26 protein-coding genes are annotated in these 23,396 nt (G+C 56.7%); 8 read left to right on the top strand and 18 right to left on the bottom strand.

Annotation, left to right across the window (positions count from 1 at the left end; all coding sequences use genetic code 11):
• Positions 1-69: 69 nt before the first annotated feature.
• Positions 70-447: a helix-turn-helix domain-containing protein gene (locus CPY64_RS14595; protein ID WP_042486484.1), complete on the bottom strand. Its 378-nt coding sequence runs from the start codon at positions 445-447 to the stop codon at positions 70-72.
• A 213-nt stretch (positions 448-660) separates the two neighbouring features.
• Positions 661-1,035, bottom strand: a complete 375-nt coding sequence (locus tag CPY64_RS14590) for a helix-turn-helix domain-containing protein (protein ID WP_042486482.1) — start codon at positions 1,033-1,035, stop codon at positions 661-663.
• A 112-nt stretch (positions 1,036-1,147) separates the two neighbouring features.
• Between CPY64_RS14590 and CPY64_RS14585 the strand changes: the two genes are divergently transcribed.
• A complete protein-coding gene (locus tag CPY64_RS14585; RefSeq protein ID WP_042486479.1) occupies positions 1,148-1,924 on the top strand; it encodes a response regulator transcription factor in 777 nt (258 codons plus the stop codon).
• Between the two features lie 72 nt (positions 1,925-1,996).
• On the opposite strand, the gene CPY64_RS14580 is transcribed toward CPY64_RS14585, so the two are convergent.
• The 5 genes from CPY64_RS14580 to rplU all read right to left on the bottom strand — a co-directional run bounded on the left by CPY64_RS14580 (position 1,997) and on the right by rplU (position 6,669).
• Complete coding sequence (locus CPY64_RS14580) at positions 1,997-3,250, bottom strand: D-amino acid dehydrogenase (protein WP_042486476.1); 1,254 nt, start codon at positions 3,248-3,250, stop codon at positions 1,997-1,999.
• Between the two features lie 129 nt (positions 3,251-3,379).
• Positions 3,380-4,537: a glutamate 5-kinase gene (gene proB / locus CPY64_RS14575; RefSeq protein WP_042486473.1), complete on the bottom strand. Its 1,158-nt coding sequence runs from the start codon at positions 4,535-4,537 to the stop codon at positions 3,380-3,382.
• Between the two features lie 134 nt (positions 4,538-4,671).
• Positions 4,672-5,760, bottom strand: coding sequence for a GTPase ObgE (obgE, locus tag CPY64_RS14570; protein WP_042486470.1), 1,089 nt, complete (start codon positions 5,758-5,760; stop codon positions 4,672-4,674).
• A gap of 286 nt (positions 5,761-6,046) precedes the next feature.
• Entirely contained in the window at positions 6,047-6,307 is a 261-nt protein-coding gene (rpmA, locus tag CPY64_RS14565; RefSeq protein WP_009460566.1) for a 50S ribosomal protein L27, read from the bottom strand.
• Positions 6,308-6,357: 50 nt separating this feature from the next.
• Positions 6,358-6,669: a 50S ribosomal protein L21 gene (rplU, locus tag CPY64_RS14560; protein WP_003801901.1), complete on the bottom strand. Its 312-nt coding sequence runs from the start codon at positions 6,667-6,669 to the stop codon at positions 6,358-6,360.
• Between the two features lie 395 nt (positions 6,670-7,064).
• Between rplU and CPY64_RS14555 the strand changes: the two genes are divergently transcribed.
• Together CPY64_RS14555 and CPY64_RS14550 are read left to right on the top strand one after the other, a co-directional pair.
• The gene (locus CPY64_RS14555) at positions 7,065-7,268 is read left to right on the top strand and encodes a CsbD family protein (protein WP_009460568.1); all 204 of its coding nucleotides are present in this window, start codon (positions 7,065-7,067) and stop codon (positions 7,266-7,268) included.
• Between the two features lie 104 nt (positions 7,269-7,372).
• Positions 7,373-7,534 carry a DUF1328 domain-containing protein gene (locus CPY64_RS14550; RefSeq protein ID WP_009460570.1) on the top strand — a complete coding sequence of 54 codons (162 nt, stop codon included), beginning with the start codon at positions 7,373-7,375 and terminating at the stop codon, positions 7,532-7,534.
• A 73-nt stretch (positions 7,535-7,607) separates the two neighbouring features.
• On the opposite strand, the gene argJ is transcribed toward CPY64_RS14550, so the two are convergent.
• Positions 7,608-8,834 (bottom strand): bifunctional glutamate N-acetyltransferase/amino-acid acetyltransferase ArgJ, encoded by a 1,227-nt coding sequence (argJ, locus tag CPY64_RS14545; protein ID WP_042486466.1) that lies wholly within the window; start codon positions 8,832-8,834, stop codon positions 7,608-7,610.
• Between the two features lie 93 nt (positions 8,835-8,927).
• Positions 8,928-9,458 carry a MarR family winged helix-turn-helix transcriptional regulator gene (locus tag CPY64_RS14540; protein WP_042486464.1) on the bottom strand — a complete coding sequence of 177 codons (531 nt, stop codon included), beginning with the start codon at positions 9,456-9,458 and terminating at the stop codon, positions 8,928-8,930.
• Between the two features lie 732 nt (positions 9,459-10,190).
• Between CPY64_RS14540 and CPY64_RS14535 the strand changes: the two genes are divergently transcribed.
• Entirely contained in the window at positions 10,191-11,840 is a 1,650-nt protein-coding gene (locus CPY64_RS14535) for an AMP-binding protein (protein ID WP_042486462.1), read from the top strand.
• 54 nt (positions 11,841-11,894) lie between these two features.
• Here the strand turns inward: CPY64_RS14535 and hemL are convergent, their stop codons facing one another.
• The 3 genes from hemL to CPY64_RS14520 are packed head-to-tail and all read right to left on the bottom strand — an operon-like array spanning position 11,895 to position 14,711.
• Positions 11,895-13,178: a glutamate-1-semialdehyde 2,1-aminomutase gene (hemL, locus tag CPY64_RS14530; RefSeq protein ID WP_042486460.1), complete on the bottom strand. Its 1,284-nt coding sequence runs from the start codon at positions 13,176-13,178 to the stop codon at positions 11,895-11,897.
• A gap of 44 nt (positions 13,179-13,222) precedes the next feature.
• On the bottom strand, positions 13,223-13,909 hold the full coding sequence (gene thiE, locus CPY64_RS14525) for a thiamine phosphate synthase (protein WP_042486457.1): 687 nt from the start codon (positions 13,907-13,909) through the stop codon (positions 13,223-13,225).
• Positions 13,902-14,711 carry a bifunctional hydroxymethylpyrimidine kinase/phosphomethylpyrimidine kinase gene (locus CPY64_RS14520; RefSeq protein WP_063691640.1) on the bottom strand — a complete coding sequence of 270 codons (810 nt, stop codon included), beginning with the start codon at positions 14,709-14,711 and terminating at the stop codon, positions 13,902-13,904. Before CPY64_RS14520 ends, thiE begins: the two co-directional genes overlap by 8 nt.
• A 140-nt stretch (positions 14,712-14,851) precedes the next feature.
• Between CPY64_RS14520 and CPY64_RS14515 the strand changes: the two genes are divergently transcribed.
• The 4 genes from CPY64_RS14515 (at position 14,852) to CPY64_RS14500 (ending at position 16,862) form a co-directional block, all read left to right on the top strand.
• Positions 14,852-15,016 (top strand): rubredoxin, encoded by a 165-nt coding sequence (locus CPY64_RS14515; protein WP_009460582.1) that lies wholly within the window; start codon positions 14,852-14,854, stop codon positions 15,014-15,016.
• A 112-nt stretch (positions 15,017-15,128) separates the two neighbouring features.
• Positions 15,129-15,650: a YqgE/AlgH family protein gene (locus CPY64_RS14510; protein WP_052362978.1), complete on the top strand. Its 522-nt coding sequence runs from the start codon at positions 15,129-15,131 to the stop codon at positions 15,648-15,650.
• Entirely contained in the window at positions 15,643-16,074 is a 432-nt protein-coding gene (gene ruvX / locus CPY64_RS14505; RefSeq protein WP_042486448.1) for a Holliday junction resolvase RuvX, read from the top strand. Before CPY64_RS14510 ends, ruvX begins: the two co-directional genes overlap by 8 nt.
• Before the next feature lie 23 nt (positions 16,075-16,097).
• Positions 16,098-16,862: a lysophospholipid acyltransferase family protein gene (locus tag CPY64_RS14500; protein ID WP_080723795.1), complete on the top strand. Its 765-nt coding sequence runs from the start codon at positions 16,098-16,100 to the stop codon at positions 16,860-16,862.
• Positions 16,863-16,867: 5 nt separating this feature from the next.
• Here CPY64_RS14500 and CPY64_RS14495 read toward each other — a convergent pair whose 3' ends face one another.
• From CPY64_RS14495 to CPY64_RS14470, 6 genes are all read right to left on the bottom strand, one after another.
• A complete protein-coding gene (locus CPY64_RS14495; protein WP_042486443.1) occupies positions 16,868-17,704 on the bottom strand; it encodes a symmetrical bis(5'-nucleosyl)-tetraphosphatase in 837 nt (278 codons plus the stop codon).
• A 3-nt stretch (positions 17,705-17,707) separates the two neighbouring features.
• A complete protein-coding gene (lptG, locus tag CPY64_RS14490) occupies positions 17,708-18,868 on the bottom strand; it encodes an LPS export ABC transporter permease LptG (RefSeq protein WP_042486440.1) in 1,161 nt (386 codons plus the stop codon).
• 53 nt (positions 18,869-18,921) lie between these two features.
• Positions 18,922-19,692: a monofunctional biosynthetic peptidoglycan transglycosylase gene (mtgA, locus tag CPY64_RS14485; RefSeq protein WP_373862641.1), complete on the bottom strand. Its 771-nt coding sequence runs from the start codon at positions 19,690-19,692 to the stop codon at positions 18,922-18,924.
• Positions 19,643-20,494, bottom strand: coding sequence for a shikimate dehydrogenase (gene aroE, locus CPY64_RS14480; protein WP_042486433.1), 852 nt, complete (start codon positions 20,492-20,494; stop codon positions 19,643-19,645). Before aroE ends, mtgA begins: the two co-directional genes overlap by 50 nt.
• 106 nt (positions 20,495-20,600) lie before the next feature.
• Entirely contained in the window at positions 20,601-21,470 is an 870-nt protein-coding gene (locus tag CPY64_RS14475) for an energy transducer TonB (protein WP_042486430.1), read from the bottom strand.
• A 5-nt stretch (positions 21,471-21,475) separates the two neighbouring features.
• On the bottom strand, positions 21,476-23,365 hold the full coding sequence (locus tag CPY64_RS14470) for a ribonuclease catalytic domain-containing protein (protein ID WP_042486429.1): 1,890 nt from the start codon (positions 23,363-23,365) through the stop codon (positions 21,476-21,478).
• Positions 23,366-23,396 lie beyond the last annotated feature (31 nt).

Genomic DNA, 23,396 nt, shown 5'->3' with positions numbered 1-23,396 from the left:
CCAAATGGCGAGTACCCCTGCGTGCTGACAAGTATAGGTATCTTGGAGCTGCTTGTGGACGTATAAGGCTTATTTTCTTTTCATGCCGTTGAGCAGATGACGGATGGTTTGATCCAGATGGTCACGCTCTTTGGGTGGCAAAGCCACAATCTCGTCCACGGAAAAGCGGTTGAAGGGCCAGGTCACAATCGGTGGCCCTTCGCCAGAGTCTTGCAAGGTGGCGGCATGGGCTGCACTCAGCTCCATATTGCCCAGCCCGTTCTTGAGCCATTGGGCGCTGATGTTCAGAGCTTTGGCCAGATCCAGAATTTCACGCGCGTCACGCCGCGTGCCACTCTCGTAATTGGAGATGGCGCTTTGGCTAAGGTTACACAGGCGAGCCAGTTCGGCTTGAGAAAAGCCGCGTTGCAGGCGGGCGTGGCGGAGACGATCAGAGAAGTGTTTCACACTACAGATTGTTCATGGAACGCCCTGCACGATGGTTTTCAAGAAAAACCCCGTATGTGATAAAACTATCCAGCTCAACCAGCTTGCTAAACCAGAGAGAGGGTTAGGATAGGCGGGGTTGCAGCCTGGTATTGAACAGTGTGCTGCCAAGTACTTGGCAAAGCACTGCGAAGCGTGGTGGCAGGGCCAGAAGGTGGGAGAAAGGAGCCGCAGCTAGCGCTTTTTCATGCCGTCCAGCAAATGACGCAAAGTGCGATCAAGCAAATCACGTTCGCTATCTGCCAAAGCAACCACCTCATCAACGGAGAACAGACGGAAGGGCCAAGAGACAATCGGAGGGCCGGCCTGGGGTTCGGACAGTGTGTAGCCATCCTTGGTGAATTCCATCGTGCCGGTACCTTTGCGCAACCACACAGCGCTGACATTCAAGGCTCTGGACAATTCCAGAATTTCACGAGCATCTCGACGAGTACCGTTTTCGTAGTTGGAGATGGCACTCTGACTCAATCCGCATAGACGTGCCAAATCAGCCTGAGACAGACCGCGATATTGACGTGCATGGCGAAGGCGTTCGGAGAAATGTTTCACACAACAGATTGTTGATGCAAGCGCCAGCACGATGGTTTTAATTAAAAATCACGGTCGTGATTTATACTGTCCGACATAGTCATCAGATGTCATTATAGTTAAGGTATCAACTATGTCGGTTGCAAATGAAATTGCTGGCGGTCCTGTTGTGCTGTACCTGGCCACAGCTATCCCTGATCGAAACTTACTAGAACAAAAAATTCAGGCTCTGGCAGAACGTGGTTATCGTCTTATTTTTTGTCCGGATGTGACGGCTTTATTGCAGTTGGCCCAAACACGAGGCCGATATGCGGGTTCTATATGTATTGCCTGGCTGGGTGGGGCCTTGGCAGAGATCTGCTCGGCAGCCGTGCGTTTGCGTATGCTGTGTCCGCAAATTGGAATCCTGATGCAGTCCGATGCGACGGATTCGGCCATGCTGCAAGCCTTGCATAGCGGGGGAGACCAGTTTTGTCCCAAAGATGCGTCTTTGGAGCTGCTGGCGGCCAGTTTGCATAGCCTGCAGCGGCGCATGATGCAGATGCCCCTCATTCCTGAACCGTCTCTGCCCCAGGAATGGGTGCTGGATCAGGAGGGCTGGGCCTTGATATCCCCTGTGGGTATTTCGTTTAGTCTGACCAGCACGGAGCGCGCCTTCATCGTCCGTTTGCTGCGAGAAGAGGGTCGCCGGGCCAGCCATTACGAGTTGATGCAGGCTGTCGCCAGTAAAACGGATGTGATCAGCAATCCGCCTGGGGCTTTGCATATCAATCGTCTGGGGGTTTTGGTCAGCCGTATGCGGCGCAAATTCAACCAGGGTGGGACGGCTTTGCCTATCCGCTCGATTCATAACTGGGGCTATATGTTCGCTGCTAATTGCCAGTTGCTGACCGAGCCGATGCGTCATTAGGGCAGGGCAGTTGAAAAAGGCCCTGTCGGTCAAACCCGGCAGAGCCTTTGTTCATCGTGTGAGGGCAGGGGTTCAGTAGTAGCGCTGCACCGACAAGTCGTCTGCCCGGATGGCCGGCTCCTTGTTGCTGATCAGATCAGCCAGCAATTGTGCACTGCCGGTAGCCAAGGTCCATCCCAACGTGCCGTGGCCTGTATTCAAGAACAGGTTAGGGTAGCGGCTGCGGCCCACAATCGGGGTGCTGTCCGGCGTCTTGGGACGCAGGCCGGTCCAGAAATGCAGGTCGGCATCGCTTTGATAGCTGCCGGGGAACAGGTCGTTCAAGACCATCAGCAAGGTCTGCTCACGGCGGGGATTCAGACGCTTGTTAAAGCCGACTACCTCGGCCATGCCACCCACACGAATGCGATTGTCAAAGCGGGTCAGGGCGATCTTGTAGCTTTCATCCAGCAGGGTGGATTGGGGCGCACGGGAGGCGTCCGCAATCGTGGCGGTAATGGAATAGCCTTTCAAAGGGTAGACCGGGATGGCTTGCAGGTCTTTCATCAGACCCGTAGACCAGGAGCCCAAGGCCACCACGTAGGCATCGGCGGTCAGCAGGCCGTCGGAGCTTTGCACGCCGCTGATCTCCGTGCCATTGCTGTGAATGCGCTGAATGTTCTGGTTCCAGCGGAACTCCACGCCTTCCTGTTCAGCCAGTTCACCAAGGCGACGTGTAAACATCTGGCAGTCGCCGGTTTCGTCTTCAGGGAAACGCAGACCACCGCTCAATTTATGCTCTACGTGGCGCAGAGCTGGCTCAATCATGTGCAGCTCAGACGCAGACAGCAGCTCGTAAGGCACCCCGGCTTCTTTCAGTACCTCGATGTCGGCAGCAATACCGTCCAGCTGCTTTTGTGTACGGAACAACTGCAAGGTGCCTTGGGCGCGGTGCTCGAACTGAATATCGGTCTGGGCGCGCAGCTCGGCCATGCAGTGGCGGCTGTATTCAGCCAGACGCACCATGCGCTCTTTATTGATGGCGTAGCGGTCTGCCGTGCAGTTGCGCCACATGGCCAGCAGCCACTTGATTTGTGTCAGCGTGCCATCGGGACGAATAGTCAGGGCCGGGTGCTCGTCGAACATCCACTTGATGGCCTTGCGCGGGATACCCGGCGCGGCCCAGGGGCAGGCATAGCCAAAGGAAAGCTGACCTGCATTGGCAAAACTGGTTTCCAGAGCGGGCCCAGCCATGCGGTCGATGACCGTTACGCTGTGTCCTTGGCGGGCAAGATAATAAGCGCTGGTTACGCCTTCTACGCCAGCACCTAGCACGAGGATCTTCATACGGTTCCTTGGGCACATCGCCCGAAAGGGAAAGTGTTGCAATCAGGCGCGGAAAAACCGCGCGTACTGTCGCAATTCGATACGTTTTATCCGTCTATTTCAACAGGCGGGCAGGGCAGGGGTCAAGGTTTAGTCCTGGTCCGGAGCACTGCGCGGGAACACCATATTGTTGCGGTGGATCAGTTCCGTATCGTGTTCGCTGCCCAGCAACTCATTGATCAGGTGGCTGGGCTGGCCCATGATGCGGCGGGTGTCATCCGAGGAGTAGTTGATCAGACCACGGGCGTATTCCACGCCGTGCTTGTCCACGCAGGCCACCACATCGCCACGGTCAAACTCGCCCTCTACATGGGTGACACCCACGGGCAGCAGGCTCTTGTGGCCGTCTACCAGCGCACGTACGGCGCCTTCGTCCAGCGACACGCGACCACGCACACGCAGTTGGTCAACCAGCCAGCGTTGACGGGCCGAACGTACAGGCAGAGTGGCACGCAGTTCTGTGCCTATGCGTTCTCCTTGCGACAGACGCGACAGCACTTGCTGTTCACGGCCCGACGCAATAATGGTGTGACCACCGCTTTGCGCAGCACGCTTGGCCGCCAGAATCTTGGTGATCATGCCGCCGGTGCCGATGTTGCTGCCCGAGCCGCCTGCCATGGCTTCCAGGGTCGGGTCGCCCGCTTGTCCCAGCGAGATGAACTGCGCATCGGGATTGCTGCGCGGATCGGCGCTGTACAGGCCAGCCTGGTCGGTCAGGATGATCAGGGTTTCGGCTTCAATCAGATTGGTGACCAGCGCACCCAAAGTATCGTTGTCGCCCACGCGGATTTCATCCGTGACCACCGTATCGTTCTCGTTCACGATGGGCACCACACCCAGATCCAGCAAGGTGTTGATAGTGCCGCGCGCGTTCAGGTAGCGATGGCGGTCTGCCAGGTCTTCATGGGTCAGCAGGATCTGGGCGGTGCGCACGCCGTGGCGGGCAAAAGCCACTTCATAGGCTTGAATCAAGCCCATCTGGCCGACGGCGGCCGCCGCTTGCAACTCATTCATGGCCTTCGGTCGGCGCGGCCAGCCCAGGCGGGCCATGCCTTCGGCAATGGCACCGCTGGAAACCAGCACCAATTGCTTGCCTTGGGCATGCAGTTGAGCAATCTGGGTAGCCCATTGCTCCACGGCATCCAGGTCAATCCCCTTGCCCTCGTTGGTGACCAGGGACGAACCTACTTTAATAACCAATCGGCGCGATTGTGCAACGGCCGATTCAGAATGAGAAGAGTGCTGCATGACGAGTTCAGAAATCCATCGCTTGGCGTGTAAATAGAGAAAATGCCAGGAGTAGGGCGGCTGGCTTAACCGCGTCTTCCGGGCATTTTTAGAGTCAGTCCTGGAGTCTAAGTCCTGGACCTGTGTGGCAACGATCAGTCTGGGGCAAACCTCTCGTCGTAAATATGGGTGCCGTCAGCAATATCTTGCTCGATATGCTCTTTGCGGCTTTCTTCGTCCAGCCAGGACTGCAACTGATACACCAGATCCTGTGTGCCCACACCGGTCAGGGCGGAGATACCAAAGACCGGGCCTTCCCAGTTCAGCTCTTTGAGCAGGCGGGCTTTCAGGTCTTCCGGATCAGAGACCATGTCCAGCTTGTTCAGCACCAGCCAGCGTGGCTTGGCGTACAGCTCTTCGCTGTACAGGCGCAGTTCTTCAACAATGGCACGGGCCTCCGAAGCCACTTTGGCCACAATATCCTCGTCCGGATCCAGGCTGGATACATCCAGCAGATGCAGCAAGATACGGGTGCGAGTCAGGTGACGCAGGAACAAGTGGCCCAGGCCAGCACCTTCGGAAGCGCCTTCGATCAGGCCTGGAATATCGGCAACCACAAAGCTGTGTGCTTCGGACGAACGCACCACGCCCAGGTTAGGGTGCAAGGTGGTGAAAGGGTAGTCCGCAATGCGAGGCTTGGCGTTGGAAATACGGGTGATCAGCGTGGATTTTCCGGCATTGGGCATACCCAGCAGACCGACATCAGCCAGCACCTTCAGCTCCAGACGCAGCTTGCGATGCTCGCCTTCCTTGCCATAGGTAAATTGACGCGGGGCACGGTTCACACTGGATTTGAAGTGTAGGTTACCCAAGCCACCGGCGCCGCCTTGGGCCAGGGTGATGCGTTCGCCATGACGCTTCATGTCAAACAGCTGCTCGCCGGTTTCTGCGTCAAAAATCATGGTGCCTACGGGCACGCGCAGGGTGATGTCCTCGCCACCCGCGCCGTATTGGTCGGACCCACGGCCGTTTTCGCCGTTGCGAGCGCGGTGCAGGCGGGCGTAGCGGTAGTCGATCAAGGTGTTGACGTTACGGTCGGCCTCGGCATAGATGCTGCCACCGCGTCCGCCGTCGCCGCCATTGGGGCCACCTTTTTCAATAAATTTTTCTCGGCGGAAACTGGCAGCGCCGTTTCCACCTTTGCCTGCGACCACTTCAATGGTCGCTTCGTCTACGAATTTCATGGTGATGAGTGCTGTATAGGTCCAGGGGCCGCAGAACCGTACGGGCTGCTGGTCTGGGAGCAGACCATTTTAAACAAAAACCCCAATTGCTTAGTGTATAGGAGATTGGCTTATCTGCCGGTATGTGCCGTGATAGTGGCCGATTTTTAATCTCTTGCTGTGGCCGTAGGGAGACTGGCTAAGCCGGGTGTGTGGGCTTTCAGGATGGCGCAGGGGCCATGCATAAAAAAAGCCCTGCCTAGGGCGGCAGGGCTTTTTCGCAGCGAGTACGCTTGGATCGAGTGGCTTATTCGCCAGCAACGACCGAAACGGTACGCTTGTTCAGAGCACCAGTGATGGAAAATTTGACTTTGCCATCGACCAGGGAGAACAGGGTGTGGTCTTTACCAATGCCCACGTTCACGCCGGGGTGAAACTGAGTGCCGCGCTGACGAACAATGATGCCGCCAGCCGAAATTACCTGACCGCCGTAGACTTTAACGCCCAGACGTTTGGCCTGTGAGTCACGGCCGTTCCGCGTAGAGCCGCCGCCTTTCTTCTGTGCCATTTCTTTAGCTCCTAGATGAAGAAAATACCAAATTCGCTTTTAGCAACAACTTAGGCGTTGATCGCTTCGATGCGGATTTCGGTGTAGTTTTGACGATGGCCTTGCGTTTTGCGGTAGTGCTTGCGACGGCGCATTTTGAAAATCTTGATTTTGTCGTGACGGCCTTGCGCAAGAACAGTAGCCTTGACCACAGCGCCAGCAACGAAAGGAGCACCGATTTGCAGTGCTTCACCTTCGCCGACGGACAGAACCTGGTCAAGCGAAATTTCTTGCCCAATGTCTGCCGGTATCTGTTCTATTTTGAGTTTTTGGCCAGCAGTAATGCGATATTGCTTACCGCCGGTTTTTATAACCGCGTACATAGGGAATCCCTTAAAGAGTCAAACAGGCATCGCTTAAAAGGCCAATAAGAGCCCGCTACCATGCCATCTAACATAAAAAAATCTTGACACGCAAAATGCCAAGCAAAAAATAATAGGGCAAAAAGGCTTTGCTGTCAATGGCTTGGGCCTTCTCCTGTCTGTATTTTGCATCCAATCCTTTCGTTTTCCTCTGGGGAGCCAGGGGTGGCCCCTTGCCCGGGGATCGTAAAGGACGTGTGAGGGGACCTGCCTCGCCTAAAACAGGGCATATCGCTAATTGGTTACATTTCTCCTCAATCTGTGGCCTTTGAGGGGCTCGCCTTCCGCTACGGTAGAGCTGTTGCGTTCACAGAAGCGTAAGTCATTTATTTTTCGGACCTACTAAGGGGAAACGTATGAATAAGGACACGATCGAAGGCAAATGGAAACAACTGGCTGGTAAAGCCCGCAGCGTCTGGGGCGAAATTACGGATGATGAGTGGGCCAAGGTGAAAGGGGATGCCACGCAATTGGCCGGTCTGGTGCAAGAGCGCTATGGACGTACCCGCGAAGAGGCGGAGCGTGAGGTTAAAGACTTCTACGACAAGTACGACCGTTAGCGGGTGGGAACCTTTTTTGTCTGTAGGTATTTCATGAGCTGTCGTTGAGATGGCCCGTCAGACAAGGTGCTGTCCCTGTACGTACTGATGATGAGGAGAATCGTATGCTTTACTACGCCGTAATCTTTTTTATTGTAGCTATCGTGGCTGCTGTGCTGGGTTTTGGTGGCATTGCCGCTGGTGCTGCTTCGATTGCCAAGATCCTGTTTGTCGTGTTCCTGATTCTTGCGGTGCTCTCGCTGGTCAAGGGCATGGGCAAGAAATAGAACAAGCCCGCCAGTGGCGGGCTTGTCCGTATGGCAAAACCGTCTCCACCGATTGGGTGGAGGCGGTTTTTTATCAAGAGCGGTAGTCCGCGTTGATAGTGACGTACTCGTGCGAGAAGTCGCAGGTGTAGACCGTTTCGCTGTGTTGTCCGCGACCCAGGGATACGCGGACCAGAATCTCGGCTTCCTGCATGACGCGCTGGCCGTCCTCTTCCTGGTAGTCGGGATTGCGACCGCCATTTACGGCGACCAGTACATCACCCAGCCACAGGCGCAGCTTGTTGACGTCCAGGTCGCTAATGCCTGCGTAGCCGATGGCGCATAGAATGCGGCCCAGGTTCGGGTCAGAGGCAAAGAAAGCGGTCTTGACCAAAGGCGAATGGGCGATGGCGTAAGCCACTTTCAGAGCTTCTTCGCTGGAGCCGGCGTCATCAACCTGAATGGTCATGAACTTGGTGGCGCCTTCGGCGTCACGCACGATTTTCTGGGCCAGTTCGCGCGAGGCATCCACCAGAGCGTCGAGCAAGGCGTTGTAGTTCGGGTCTGCGATGGACTCTACCGTGACACCGCTCTGGCCAGTTGCCATGATGATGAAGGAGTCATTGGTGGAGGTGTCGCCATCAACCGTAATGCGGTTGAAAGAGCGGTCCGCCGCCAGACGGCACATATCGCGCAGCAGTTCGGGAGCAATGCCGGCGTCAGTGGCCAGGTAACCCAGCATGGTGGCCATATTGGGGCGAATCATGCCCGCGCCTTTGCTGATGCCGGTCAAGGTCACGGTTTTACCTGACAGCTGAATTTGACGGGACACGATTTTGGGCTGCGTGTCGGTGGTCATGATGCTGTGGGCAGCATTGAACCAGTTGTTGTCGGCCAGATCGTTCACGGCGGCGGGCAGGGCACCGAGCAGACGATCCATAGGCAGGGGCTCCAGAATCACGCCTGTGGAGAAGGGCAGCACTTGCTGGGGCAGGATGTTCAGCAGACGCGCGGCTTCTTTGCACGTTTGCTGTGCTTTTTCCAGACCAGGCTGACCCGTACCTGCATTGGCATTGCCAGTATTGATGACCAGGGCACGGATGCCATCGTGGGTAGCCAGGTGCGTTTCGCACACTTGCACTGGAGCGGCACGGAAACGGTTGGTGGTGAACACACCGGCCACGCTGGTGCCGGGGGCCAATTCAAACACGGTCAGGTCGCGTCGGTTGGCCTTGCGAATACCGGCTTCGGCAATACCGATTTTGACACCGGCAACGGGGTGAATATCAGATTCAGAGGGGATGAACAGATTGACGGCCATGACGCGATCCGAAAAACAATGTTAAAGGCGGCTCAAAGCAATAATGATACTTGCTTTGAGCCGCCTGAGCATAGCTTTGGTCGCCAGGCCTGATCAGCTTTCGCGGGCAGCCATGGCCACGTTGTTGCGAGTGATCAGTTTGAGTTCGCCCAAGGCTTCAAACAGGTTGGCGCGTGCCTTTTCCGACAGGTTGGCAAACATCTCCTGCAACCACTGTTCGTGGGAGGCGGCCATTTTCTTGAACTGGCGCTTGCCTTTGGGTGTCAGGCGGATCAGGGAGCTGCGACGATCGGTGAGCACCTTGATGCGTTCGACCAGGCCTTCTTTTTCCAGCTGGTCCGTAATGCCGGTGATATTGCCGTTGGTGACCATCAGGTGGCGGGACAGCTCGCTCATTTTCATGCCGGCGGGCTGACGTTGTAATTGCGCCATCAGGTCAAAACGAGGCAGGGTGGTGCTGTGTTCAGTACGCAGACGGCTGCGAATTTCGCCCTCGACCAAATTGGTGCAGGCCATCAAGCGTAGCCACAGTCGGGTGTCGAAGTGGTCGTCGCTGTGGGCACGGCTTTCCAAGTCGGGAGCGGCATCGGCGACGGCGGAAGCGGGGATATCGTTCATGATCATAGATAGCTTGCCTTAATGGTGCATGTCCAAAATATTTAGCTTTGAAGGACGCAGACCGCAGCCATGAGCAAGCTGGGTTAGCTTGGAAGGTATCTTAGGGGCTGGTTCGAAGTTTGACATTGCGACAGATCAAAGTAAATTCGTTTTTAAGCTTAAATTAATCAACTTGATAGAAAGCGCTGGCAAGGGTGACAAAGCATTGAGTAAAAAAATGCAAACTCTTGTCTGCTATTTACTTTTTCAACCGTGGCTTTGAATACTCCTGGGTCGGCGCTCTTACTTTGACCCGATGCGATAAGCTGGCTAAATGCAAGTGATTATTTAGTTGAAGTATAAGGCATTTGCTTCTGTATCGTTCATTTGCCTAATCATTTTCCTGCTATTTTTGATACTTTTTTTTGTTTCAAAAATAATGCCTGCAGTAATTTTTCTTAATTGAAAAATAGGCATGCTGTGGATCGATTTGTTTCTCGTATCCTGAAATTTATTATTGAATTTTGCGTTGCACAGGCAAGAACATCAGAGATTTACGGGCCAGTTCAGGATACCCCTGAAACAGCTGAGGATGATGCGCTACTGCGGATAACCCGTAGTCGGGATTGCTGATACTGAAGCGTTTTTTTTGCTAATATCCTTTAGAACTAAACAATATAGACCTTGCCAATTTGGCTGGCGCCTTTGATGGATCAGGGTCTACGCCTGAGTGGGGCGTAATCTACGCAGGAGATAAGGATGGAACGTTCAGCGCACCTTGATACCTTTGCACGCGACAATCTGCCACCCATGGAGTGGTGGCCGGAGATGTTGCTGGAAGGAAATCCGGATGTGGACTATCCCGCTCGTCTTAATTGCGCTGTCGCGTTGTTGGGGGAGCAGGTAGCAGCGGGGCATGGTGATCGCGTGGCTTTGCAGTGGGCACAGGGCGATGAGAATCGCAGCCTGACCTACAAGCAGCTGGACGTGCTGACCAACCGTATTGCTCATGTTCTGGTTGAGGATCTGAAGCTGGTGCCCGGCAACCGGGTTTTGCTGCGTGGCCCCAATAACCCCATGATGGCCGCTTGCTGGTTGGCCAGCATCAAGGCCGGTCTGGTGACGGTTCCCACCATGCCTTTGTTGCGTGCCGTGGAACTGAAGACCATTCTGGACAAGGCCGAGATTCATGCCGCCCTGTGTGATGAGCGCCTGCGCGAAGAGCTGGAGCATTGCATGGACTCCGCGCACGATTCCTACACGCCCGTTCTGAAGCAACTGCTGTGCTTTAACGATGAAAGCGCTAATGGTCTGGAAGCCTTGCTGGCTGACAAGCCCGAAGCGTTCACTGCTTGCGATACCGCGGCTGACGATATTTGTCTGATCGCTTTCACCAGCGGTACGACTGGCCAGCCCAAAGGTTGCATGCACTTCCATCGTGATGTGCTGGCAATGTGCGATACCTTCTCGCGCCACGTGCTGCGTTTGACCCCGGATGATGTGGTCTGCGGTACGCCTCCTTTGGCCTTTACCTTCGGCCTGGGTGGTCTGCTGTGCTTTCCGCTGCGTGTGGGGGCATCGACTGTCTTGCTGGAGCGTCTGACACCGTCCGATCTGCTGGGCATGATTGACCGCTTCAAAGTGACCATGAGCTTTACCGCGCCCACCTTCTATCGTCAGATGGCTGGTTTGGTGGACCGTTATTCCTTGGCCAGCTTGCGTGCCACCGTGTCGGCAGGCGAAGCCTTGCCCGATGCAACGCGTCAGCTTTGGAAACAGGCCAGCGGCATCGAGATGACGGACGGTATTGGTGGCACGGAAATGATTCACGTGTACGTGTCCAGTCCACCAGAAAAAGTGCGGGCCGGTGCGATTGGTCAAGTGGTGCCTGGTTATGTCGCCACGATTCTGGACGATGATCTGAATCCGGTGCCGGTCGGTACGGTAGGCCGCTTGGCCGTGAAAGGCCCAACAGGCTGCAAGTATCTGAACGATGAACGTCAGAAGCAGTTTGTTCAGGGCGGTTGGAATTTCCCTGGTGACACCTTCAAGATGGACGAGGACGGCTACCTGTATTACCAGGCCCGTAACGACGACATGATTGTTTCCTCGGGCTACAACATTGCCGGCCCAGAGGTGGAAGGTACCTTGCTCAAGCACGAGGCTGTTGCCGAGTGTGGCGTGGTGGGTGCTGCGGACGAAGAGCGTGGCCAGATTGTGCAGGCTTTCATTGTGCTCAAGCCCGGCTTTACCGGCAGCGATGAGCTCAAGAAAAAGCTGCAGGATTTTGTGAAGGAGAATGCCGCTCCCTACAAATACCCGCGTGCCATCGAGTTTGTGGCTTCCTTGCCTCGTACTGAAACAGGCAAGTTGCAGCGCTTTGTGCTGCGTCAGATGGCGCAGGACTGAGTCACCAGGCAATAAAAAAGCGGGCTTAGGCCCGCTTTTTTGTGTCCGGAGCGTTTAGTTCTTGAAAGTAGCAAAAACTTCGCGGGCCGCTTGCACGGTTGCGTCGGTAATGTCGGAGGTGTGCTGTACCGATACAAAACCGGCTTCAAAGGCTGATGGTGCAAAGTACACACCCTTGTTCAGCATGGCGTGGAAGAACTGCTTGAAGCGTTCGATGTCGCCAGCCGAGACTTCGGCCAGGGAGGTAGGGACGTTCTCGCTGAAGTAGATGCCGAACAAGCCGCCCTGGTGGTCGGCGGTGAAGGGCACACCGGCGTCTTTCGCAGCCGCTTTCAGGCCCTGAATCAAGTTGGCCGTATTGGCGGTCAGGGTGTCGTAGAAGCCGGGTTGAGCCAGTTTCTTCAAGGTGGCCAGACCAGCCGCCACAGCGACAGGGTTACCGGACAGGGTGCCTGCCTGGTAAACGCCACCGACGGGAGCGACGCATTGCATGATGTCGCGGCGACCACCGAAAGCACCAACGGGCATACCGCCACCAATCACCTTGGCCAATGTGGTCAGGTCAGGTCGAATGCCGGTCAGACCTTGTACGCCTTGAGGGCCAACGCGGAAGCCCGTCATGACTTCGTCAAAAATCAGTACGGCGCCGTATTCGGTACACAGTTCACGCAAGCCTTCCAGAAAGCCGGGGGCTGGGCGCACCAGGTTCATGTTGCCGGCAAAAGGCTCAACAATAATGCAGGCGATTTCGCTGCCTTTTTGTTTGAAAGCATCGCGCACGGCGTCCAGATCGTTGTAGTCCAGAACCAGGGTGTGGCCCACAAACTCGGCCGGTACGCCTGCGGATGTTGGGTTGCCAAAGGTCAGCAGGCCGGAACCGGCTTTGACCAGCAGGCTGTCGGCGTGGCCGTGGTAGCAGCCTTCAAATTTGATGATGGTGTTGCGGCCAGTAAAGCCACGGGCCAGACGAATGGCGCTCATGGTGGCTTCGGTGCCGGAGCTGACCAGACGCACTTGCTCGATGGACGGCAGCATCTTGGTCAGGGTTTCAGCCAGCACGACCTCGCCTTCGGTAGGCGCACCGTAGGACAGGCCGTGTACGGCGGCTTCCTGTACGGCCTTGATAACGTCCGGATCGGAGTGGCCCAGAATGGCCGGCCCCCAGGAGCCTACGTAGTCCGTGTATTGCTGGCCGTCTGCATCCCAGATGTAAGGGCCTTGGGCGCGTTCGACAAAGCAGGGTGTACCGCCCACGGAACCGAAGGCACGGACGGGCGAGTTGACGCCGCCGGGGATGACTTTGCAGGCACGTTCAAAAAGTTCGGAGTTACGGGACATGAGGCAAGAATCCAGAGGTGAAAAGGTCAAGGCCAGGCAAGGGATCAGCGCACAAAGCGCGACGGGGCCTGGGCGTGAAAGTAGTCGGTAAAACGTTGCGCCGTGGCGCGTATATCGCTGGTTTCAAACAGGCTGCTGATAACGGCAACGCTATCGACCCCTGCTTCCAGCAGTTCGGGCATTTTCTCGGGTGTGATGCCGCCAATCGCAACAATGGCAGCACGCCGTCCCTCGTGTTCTTGTTCTTGGCAAAGCAGTCTTGCTTGACGCAAGGTGTTCAGTTCAGCCGGTGGCGCTTCGGGTTTGACGCTGGAGGGATACATGGCTCCGAAGGCAATGTAGTCTGCATCGTCTGCCAGAGCCTGGCGCGCCAGATCCAGACTGTTGTAGCAGGAGCGTCCCAGCAGGGCTTGCGGCCCCAGTGCCTGACGGGCCTGGGTCAGTTCGCCATCGCTTTTGCCCAGGTGTGCGCCTTGCACGTCAAACTCTTGCGCCCAGCTCCAGTGGTCGTTTACCAATAGCGGCAAATCCAGGGACAGGCACAGCTTGATCAGCTCTTTGAGTTGCTGCTGGCGGATTGGTTCCGGGCCGTTCTTGCGACGGAACTGCAGAACCTGCAAACCACCTTCGTGAGCGGCACGCACGGCGTTCAACAAGCGGGCGGTGTCGTCCCATTCGGGAGTAACGCCGTAAAGACCGGCGGGAAAGCGCAAGGTGGTGGGGTCAGTCATCTTGGGGAGCAACAGGGTTGAACAGGCGATGGCCCATACCGGGCTGGAAGGTGTTGCTGGCGCGTGCCTGCAGATGCAACAAGGCTGATTCTACCGCGTTATCCAGCTCGTGACCTTGAGCCAGAAAGCTCAGGCAGGCGGTAGCCAGCAAACTGTCTATGTCCTGCTGGCGCAGGCCGCCATCCAGCGGCATGCTGTAGTCCAGTCGGCCATGGTGACCCTGGAAACGTGTGTGCCACTGCCCGGCGGTCCCTGGCACGCCCGTCACCAGTACGGCATTGGCACCGTTGTTCAACAAGGTTTCCACGGCATCCGGGGTGTCGCCCAGCAACTCGTCGGCTTGCCAGCGCTCCAGACTGGGATGGTCGATCAATAATAAGGAGCTCAGCGGCAGGAGCAGGCGTAAACTGGCATCAAGAGCGTCGTCCGCATCCAGTTCGTCCAGGCCCGTGGGCATGGCGCTCAGGTGCAGGACCAGGGGCAGTTCAGGGTAGTCAGAGCATAGCTCGGCCACCATGCTGGCGATTTCAGGGCTGTAGACAGGTCCGCACTTGATGGCCTGGATGTTCATGTCTTCCAGCAAGCAGCGCGCCTGGTCGTCGGCAATGTCTTCTGCCAGGGTCTGGATGTTTTCCTGCTGGGCGCTATCGCGTACCAGCAGGGCGGTTGGCACACTGACGATATGGCAGCCCAGATGAGCGCCAGTGATTGAATCGGCAGGCAGGTGGGCTCCACCGCTTGGGTCATAAGGAGCCAGCACGAGCGCCAGGGCAGGACTTGAATTTTTGATTTCAGCAGCCATCTTGTCTTGGATACACATGCAGGGCCAGCACGGCTCTGGATGTCACGGGTTGAGTAATTTAGTAATATGAACTCCATTTTAATGGATTGCCCCGATTTGCACGCGGATCGGACTATGTTTACAAATACAGTAGGAATACTATGCGTACGTGGATGTGCCTGATTTGCGGCTGGATTTATGATGAAGAAGCAGGTTTGCCTGAGGAAGGCATTGCGCCGGGCACACTCTGGGAAGATGTCCCTCCGAACTGGGTCTGTCCCGAATGCGGCGCTCGTAAGGAAGACTTCGAAATGATCCAAGTGTGATCATCTCAAGTTCCAAGGTGGTTTGTTTTGACGGGAGGTGTGTATGAGTGCCACTAGCCAGTCCCCGCTAATCCAAGAAAGCGCTGATCTAACGCACCACCTGTTACTTGCCATGCCCGGTGTGGTTTCGGGCAGCTTGGCCGATACGGTGATTTATGTCTGTGAACATAATGAACAAGGTGCTTTGGGCCTGGTCATTAATCGACCAACGGATCTGAGCCTGGTTGAATTGCTGTCTCGCATCGAGGTGGACGTGGAAAACCGGGCTGATCTGGCCGCGACCTCCGTCTACTTCGGTGGGCCCGTGCAAACGGATCGCGGCTTTGTTCTCCATGATTCTGACAAAACCTATACCTCCAGCCTGGGGGTGGGTGATCTGACCCTGACAACCTCCCGCGATGTGCTGCAGGATGTGGCTCAAGGCCAGGGGCCAGTGCATATGCTGGTTACGCTGGGCTATGCCGGGTGGGGCGCCGGTCAGCTGGAAAGCGAGATGGCCGACAATGCCTGGCTGAGCATCAAGGCCACCCATGAAATCCTGTTCTCTACCCCGGTTGGGGAGCGCTATGATCGCGCCCTGGCTTTGCTGGGAATCAGTCCTTTTACCCTGACAGGTGCTGCGGGCCATGCCTGAACACGAAACACCGTCAACGGTCAGCTCGGCACAAACCTTGCTGGCTTTTGACTATGGCCTGAAAAAAATTGGCGTGGCGCTGGGCAACACCTTGACGCGCCAGGCCCGCCCTTATACGATTTTGCGGCCCGTGACACGGGAACAGCGCTTTGCGGCGATCGAGGCCTTGCTCAAGGAGTGGCAGCCCGATCGCGTCGTGGTAGGTTTGCCTTTGACCCTGGATGGCGGCGAGCAGTATGCTTCGCTGCGGTGTCGGCGTTTTGCCAACCAGCTGCACGGTCGCTATGGCGTTGCAGTAGACCTGGTCGATGAGCGGGGCTCCAGCATGGAGGCTCAAGAATTGCTGGGCAATAATGACGATGATGATGCCATGGCAGCTTGCGTGATCCTGCAGCGATATCTGGACAGCCTGCCACCGGCCTGAGCCCTCTATAAGGTTGCAGCCTTTTGATTAGTTTATTTCGTTTTAGTTGGCGCGCTGTCGTTCTGATTGTGTGGATCGTGGTCGGCTTGTTAAGCGTCGGTCTGCTTTTTCCGGTATTGCGTCCAGGCGGACGCCGCGTCATGGTGCTGCGCATGTCGCGCCTCTTGATGCTGATCTGTGGCGTGCGCGTGCTCCAGCATGGCCAGGCCGTCCAGGATCGCTCGGTGCTGTATGTGTCCAACCATATTTCCTGGTTGGACATTTTTGTCCTTAACAGCGTGCGCTGCACTTCTTTCATTGCAAAAAGCGATATTCGCCGCTGGCCGGTCATTGGCTGGTTGGTTGCGGGTGCCGGTACGGTTTTCATCGAGCGTGGGCAGCGACGTGCCATTCAGGTCGTCAGCCAGCAAATGGCCGTGTGTTTCGAGCGTGGTGATGCCGTGGGCCTGTTCCCGGAAGGTACGACTTCGACGGGGCTGGATGTACAGCCTTTTCATGCCAGCCTGTTTGAGACCGCCATCAGCTTGAATGTAGATATCCAACCTGTTGCTTTGGTGTTTGAACAGAAAGGCCAGCGCAGCGAGCGTTTTGCCTTTGTGGGTGAGCAGTCTCTGGTTGGCAATATCTGGGTGTTGCTCAGCGCCCGCCATGTTTCCGTGCACTGCCATTTTCTGGATCTGATGCCTGCTCAGTCCTGTACGCAATGGGGGCGCTCACAAACGGCACAAAACGCCCGTGAACAGATTCGTGCGATCGTGTGCCCCGAGGCTGTCACCGTCGAGGCCTGACAGGCTTAGCCCGGTTTCTTGCTTTCCGGGCAGTGGATCTGAACCAGATGCCGGTCTTGCAGGCGTACAGCGCTAAGCTGACGACCCCAGACGCAGCCGGTATCCAGACTGATTACGGTAGGCGTATTCAGCAAGCCTAGTGTAGACCAATGACCAAAAATAATAGGTACCTGGGCACAGGCACGATTTGGCAATTCAAACCACGCCAGCAAACCCGATTCGGCATCCGGCGCACCCTTGTGCTTGAAGTCCATGCGGCCATTCACCTCGCACATGCGCATGCGGGTCAGGGTACTGACAATGGCGCGCAGGCGGTCGTAACCTTCTAGCTTGGCATCCCAACGATCCGGGTGATTGCCGAACAATTCGATAATCTTGTCTTGCCAATCATCGGCGCGCAGAAGCGCTTCCAGTTCGTGGGCGTAGCCCAGCGTTTGCTCCGGGCTCCAGTCGGGATGCACACCGGCATGAACCATCAAATGTCCATGTTCGTAATGAGCCAGGGGCTGGTGTCGCAGCCAGTCCAGCAGCTCTTGTGCGTCCGGCGCAGCCAGCAGTTCCTGCAAGGTATCCTGCTTGCCGGATTTGCGTACCCCGGCAGCAACTGCCAGACAGTGAATGTCGTGGTTGCCCAGCACGCAGACGGCGCGATCGCCCAGAGAACGAATCAGGCGCAACGCTCCCAGAGAGTCCGGGCCACGGTTGACCAGATCGCCTGCAAACCAGAATTTGGCCTGGCTGTCGGCTGCAACATCAGGATGGCTGAGCAAGCTGTCCAGGGGGCGGCAGCAGCCTTGAATATCACCAATCGCCCAGATGGCGGGGGAAGTAGCTAAGGACATGATTTAGTTGGTTGTGCTGGAGTTGCGACGACGCCGGTTGTGCCGGTTTTCCATCATGATAAGCGCACTCAAGGCCATGGCCATGGCGATCAGGTTCGGAACCAGGGCCGTGACCCACGGCGCCAGATTGCTGAGCATGGCCACGTTCAAGGCCAGCTGGTTGATCATGAAAAAGCCCACGCCCAGCAAGATACCGGTAAAGACCTTGGTGCCCACACCGCCGTGGCGGGTCTGCATGAAGCCGATAGGCGCAGCAATAGTGATCATGACCAGCAAGGTGAAGGGATAGGCAACTTTGCGCCACAGGGCCACAACCTGACGTTTGGTTTGCAGCTTGTTGGCGTCCAGATAGCCGATGTAATCCTTCAGGTCCAGAATGGACATGCGCTCGGGAGTCACGACGCGTGCAATCAGTCGATCCGGCGTTAGCGTGGTGGTCAGCGTCAGGGTTGGGCGTTTTTCAATTTTGACCAGTGCTTGATCGGGTGCCTTATCCTGTGACAGAGCCGTGTGGGCCTGTTCATTGACGTGGGTCTCAGTAACGTCCTGCAAGTCCAGCTGGTTCTTGTGAAACTGCCCGCTGGGCGCTTGGGTCATTCCACTCAGGCGTTGTCCATCCGAGAAGTCGAACACGCTGACATCGCTTACCTTGCCATCGCCTTGCAGGTTGGCAATATTGATGATGCGCACCCCGCCATTGTCATTGTTTTCCTTGAACCAGTACCCGCTGTCCAGGCGTCCCCCACCGGAGCGGCCCAGCAAGGCCATGCCTTGTTCACTGGATTTGATCTCGGCCATGGGGGTGACGTACTCGGATAGCACAAACGCACCACCTACCAGGGGCAGGGTAATGGTCCAGAGCATCAGCATCATGTGCAGGCCGCTGACGCCCGATGCACGCAAAATCACCAGTTCATTACGTTGTGCCAGACTGGCCAGGGCCAGGGTGGCGCCAATCAGCAAACCGATGGGTAGCAGGTCGTACAAACGGGTGGGCAGTTCCAGGGCCTGGATGTAAAACAGATTCATCAGGGTGAATTTGGAACCGACCTTGTCCAGCTCTTCAATCAGGGCGAAAAAGGTAAACAGGCCAAGCAGGGCAATCAGCACCACGGCGCTGGAGCGATAGATTTCGGAAGCGAGATAGCGGCGTGCGGTGCGCATGAAAATAGGGCCCAGGAAAGACGTGGCTAGCTTAACAAAAATGCGGATTGCAGTCAGGGAATAGCGACTTGTCGCATACGTTGACTGATGGTGCGCGTGCGCGATTGCAAATAGGGGCTGTTACGGTTTTTGTCATAGTAGGCCGGGTTGGGCAGCATGCCTGCCAGACGGGCGGCCTGCATGGCACTGAGCCTGGCCGCATCCACCTTGAAGTAGTGGCGTGCCGCCGCCTGGGCGCCAAAAACGCCTTCCCCCCATTGGGCGACGTTCAGGTACAGCTCCAGAATGCGTTCCTTGCTCATGACGGTTTCAATCATATAGGTCAGAATCAATTCCTGACCTTTACGCAGATAACTGCGTGATTCCGACAGAAACAGATTCTTGGCCAATTGCTGGGAAATGGTAGAGCCACCGCGACGGCGGGCAGAGCCCTTTTCTGACTGGCGACGGTTGTATTCCCAGGCTTTACGGATGGCATCCCATTCGACACCCGAATGGTTCAGGAAGTTCGAGTCTTCGGAGGCAATCACCGCGCGTTTCAAATTGGCGCTGATCTTGTCGTAAGGGACCCATTGGTAGCGCAGTTCGGCATCCGCATTGGCGCTGCGCAACTGGCCCTGTTCTGCCGCCATGAAGGTGGTCATGCGAGGTGGCACCACGCTATACCAGAGCACCATCAGGAACAGGGCGATCTGATAAAGCAGAACACCGACGGCCACAGCCAGAACGGCCAGGCCAGCCAGTTTCCAGGGATGGGCCAGAAGGCGACGCACGTCAGACTTGCCCGATGTCCTGGCGCAGCTTGGCCAGTACGGGTTCGACATCGGCCTCTACGCCGTGCCAGATCTGAAAGCTGGCGGCTGCCTGACCCACCAGCATGCCCAGGCCATCTTTGCTATGTGTGGCACCGGCTTGCTCGGCGGCACGCATGAAGGCAGTGGGTTCACTGGCATAGAACATATCGTAGGCCAGGGAGTTGCTGCGGTAACGGGCGTCCGGCAGTTCGGGTAGATTCTGGTTCAGGCTGGCCGAAGTGGCATTGATTACAATGTCCCAGTCGCCACAGTGGTCATCCAGACCGCCCGCACTCAGGCGGCGCGAGGCATCCGGGTCCAGGGCAACGACCTGTTCGCGGATGTCGTAGGCTTTGGCGCTGGTGCGATTGATGATGTGCAGCATTTCGCAACCGGCTTCCAGCAAGGGAAACACCACTCCGCGCGAGGCACCACCCGCACCGATCAGCAGGATACGCTTGCCTTCCGGGTTGTGGCCAACACGCAGCAGATCCGAGCACAGGCCCACGCCATCGGTATTGCAGCCATGCAACTGCCCCTCTTCCAACCACAGCGTATTGACGGCACCAGCCATGCGAGCACGACGGCTCAAGCGCGGGCCGACCAGATCGTAAGCCTGTTCTTTGAAGGGCAAGGTTACGTTCAGGCCGCTGCCGTCCTTGAAAAACGCTTCCACCGTGGTGCTAAAGCCATCCAGTGGTGCCAGGATGCGCTCGTAGCTCAAGGCAAGGTTGAACTGGCTGGCAAACTGCGTATGGATTTGTGGGGAGCGGCTGTGCTCGATAGGGTGACCAATAACGCCGTAGCGCTTGGCGGGAGTCGTGTCGGGCATGGTTAAGCGATGCTTGTCTTGTTATGAGGTGTCAGCACCCAGGCTGAAAGCAGGTATTTTACCTCAGGGTCTGCTTTCGCTTGAGCTTGCTGTGGACAATACCGTCTTACTGCGTATCTGTGCTGTGCATACTGAGCCTGTCATGGGTAAAGCTCCAACTGCGGGTAATGACGAGCACATCTGCTCCGGGGGCCAACTGCTCGGGCAAGGGGGCAAAAGGGGCGGCCAGTTCCACAATGCGGCGTGCGGCCAGATTCAAGGCGGCTTGGTCTGAGGGCTGAGTGATCTGGGCGCGCAGCAGGCTGCCATCACGCCGGATATAAACCGTCATTTGCAACTGGCCGTATAGCTGCTTGCCGTCCTGTTGCGGGTAGTGGCGTGTACCAGTTTGTTCAACTTTTTGACGCCACTGGTCCAGGTATTGGGCTTGCTCGCTGGCTTTGGCGCTGGGGCCCACGTAGTGGTAACGGGGCTGGCGTTGCTGCTCCCGAATCTGCTCACGCAAGATTGCCAGTTGGCTATTTTGAACTTTGGGGGCCAAGTCATGGTCGTCCGGACCAGGCTCAATGGAGGCACCGATATATTCAGGACTGGGTGTGGAGGGAGGCACTTTGTCCTGACTGTCCAGTTCCCCCAGCAGGCGCTGCTGTTCGGCTTCCAGGCTTTGCTGGCGCGCACGCAAGGCCTCCAGCACTAACTGGTTGGGCAGGTTGGGATCAGTCAGCGGCAAAGGATTGCTGGCCTGTCCTTGCTGATGCTCTCCGCCACCGTCCAGATTCAGCTGCGCCAAGAGTTGAGGACTTAATGGTGCGGAGTCGGTGCTGAAATTGACCAGTGCTACATCCAGACTGTTGGTCGGAGCGGGCGAGGGCGCGCGAGTCGGCCAGAAGATCAGCAAAAGATGGATCAGTGCCGAAAGGGCGACCGCCAGCCACAAATAGTCTTTGGACGCGTGGCGGCGGTCGAGCTGGCTCATGGTCGTCAGTCAGCCGTGGCAACCGAGCGCAAACGGGCTTCTACCGTCAAAGCCAGCTCGTCAAAGGACAGTAGATCCAGCGTCACTTCCTGACCACGCTCCAGTGCAGGCAGGCCAGGAACGTGCAGAACCAGCGGCGCATTGGTCAGGCGCACCAGATCTTCCTTGATGAAGCTGGCCTGTACCTGCTTGATGTCGTTTTGTTGCAGCCAGCGCAGGCACCAGAAACGCTCCAGAGAGGACTGGTAGTCCGACCACTGCGTGTATTGCGATTCAAAGGCACCAATAATGGCGTACAAATCCGCATCTTTGGGTTGGAAGGGGGCGGCCAGACGTGCAGAGATGCCGTGCTCGGCCGCCGCCAGAATCTGGCCCTGATTGATCAGGTCCACATAACGGCGCAGAGGCGAGGTCGACCAGATGTATTGCGGCACCCCAATGGATTCGTGCGGGCCGGGGGTGGTGGACATACGCGTACGCATGAACTGCTGGGAGCGATAAATACCGGGCACATTGTGCTCGGCCAGCAAACCGCCCCACAGCTGATTGGCCAGAATCATGTATTCAGCCACCAGCAGGCTTAGCGGCGCATTGCGCACGCGTGGCACCAGACGAATGATGGAGTTTGGATCGTCGTGCGGGCCATCCAGCTCGAAGCTGTATTCCACACGGTTATTGTTTTCCGGTTTGCCTCGCACGGCTTCACGCTGGGCTGACAGTTGGCGCGAGAAGTTCCATAGCGGACGCAGCCATTGTGCATAGGGCAGTTCGGCGTTTTCGTCGGCCAGAGCGTCTTCGCTGATGAGCGGGTCCAGCTCGTGTTGGCGCAGGTTGCCCGCCACGGTAATGCGTTCCAGACGAGTCTGATGCGACAGGATTTCACCAGTGCTGATGTCGGCGTCTACATACAGCGACAGGGTAGGACGAGTCTGCCCTTGATCCAGGGAGAAATGCGTGATCAGCTCAGGCGGCAGCATAGGGATCTTGTAGCCCGGTGTGTATACCGTTGCCATGCGATTGCGGGCAATCTGGTCGATCTCGTTGCCACGAGCCAAGGCCAGCGAAGGCACGGCAATGTGAACCCCGATACGCAGGCGGCCCGGTTCCGGATGCTGGACGGACAGGGCGTCGTCAATTTCAATCGTATTGGCGTCGTCCACCGAGTAGGCGGTGATATCGGCCTCGGGCAGGTCCTGCCCCCAATTTTGCAGGGCAATCTCCGGAAAGCCTGTCCCTTTGGGGAAGTGCGCGGCCAAAAAGCGATGTTGATGCAAAGTCAGTGGATTGGACCAGGCACCCAGCGACAGCAGCAGCTTTTCCGTGCTGACACCCAGTTCTTTCTGGGCCTGATCAAACGCTTTCCACTCCAGCGTGTTCTTGTCTGGCTGAGTCAGGAAGGTGCTGGCTTTCTCGGCAACTTCGGGCGGCAGTTCGCCCTTGATCATCTGTTCGGCCCAGGTCTGGATTTGCTCTTGCTGCAGGCGTTTCTTTTCAATGGCGGCCAGAGCGGCTTGCAAAATTTCTGGCGGAGCAGGGCGGTACAGCCCTTTGCCACGACGGTGAAAGTAGGCGGGTGCGCTGTGCAGGGCAAAGATAGTGCCGGTTTTTTCGACAGCGCTGGGCGCGTGACCGAAATAATCCTGTGCCAGCGTGGACGCTTCAAACTCCTCCTGGGGGGCGCATTCCCATAAAAAATTGATATCCAGGGATTCGGCCAGCGCTTGGGCTTTTTCCAGCAGTTCTGCCGGGGCGGGCTGCTCGAAGGTAAATAGAACGCTGTTTTTCTTTATTTTGCTGCGTTTGCCAGACGCGGATTCCACCTGCATGGTGGTATCGCTGTCAGAAAATATTTTTTCTGCTTTGAAATTACCGCTGTCTTCAAAAAGGACGTACATGATTTTCCATCTGGATGGTGCTGGCCATCCG

The sequence above is a fragment of the Alcaligenes faecalis genome (assembly GCF_002443155.1).
Taxonomy (GTDB): Bacteria; Pseudomonadota; Gammaproteobacteria; order Burkholderiales; family Burkholderiaceae_B; genus Alcaligenes; species Alcaligenes faecalis.
Note: the sequence above shows the minus strand (reverse complement) of the source record. Positions and strands in the feature narration are given on the sequence as shown.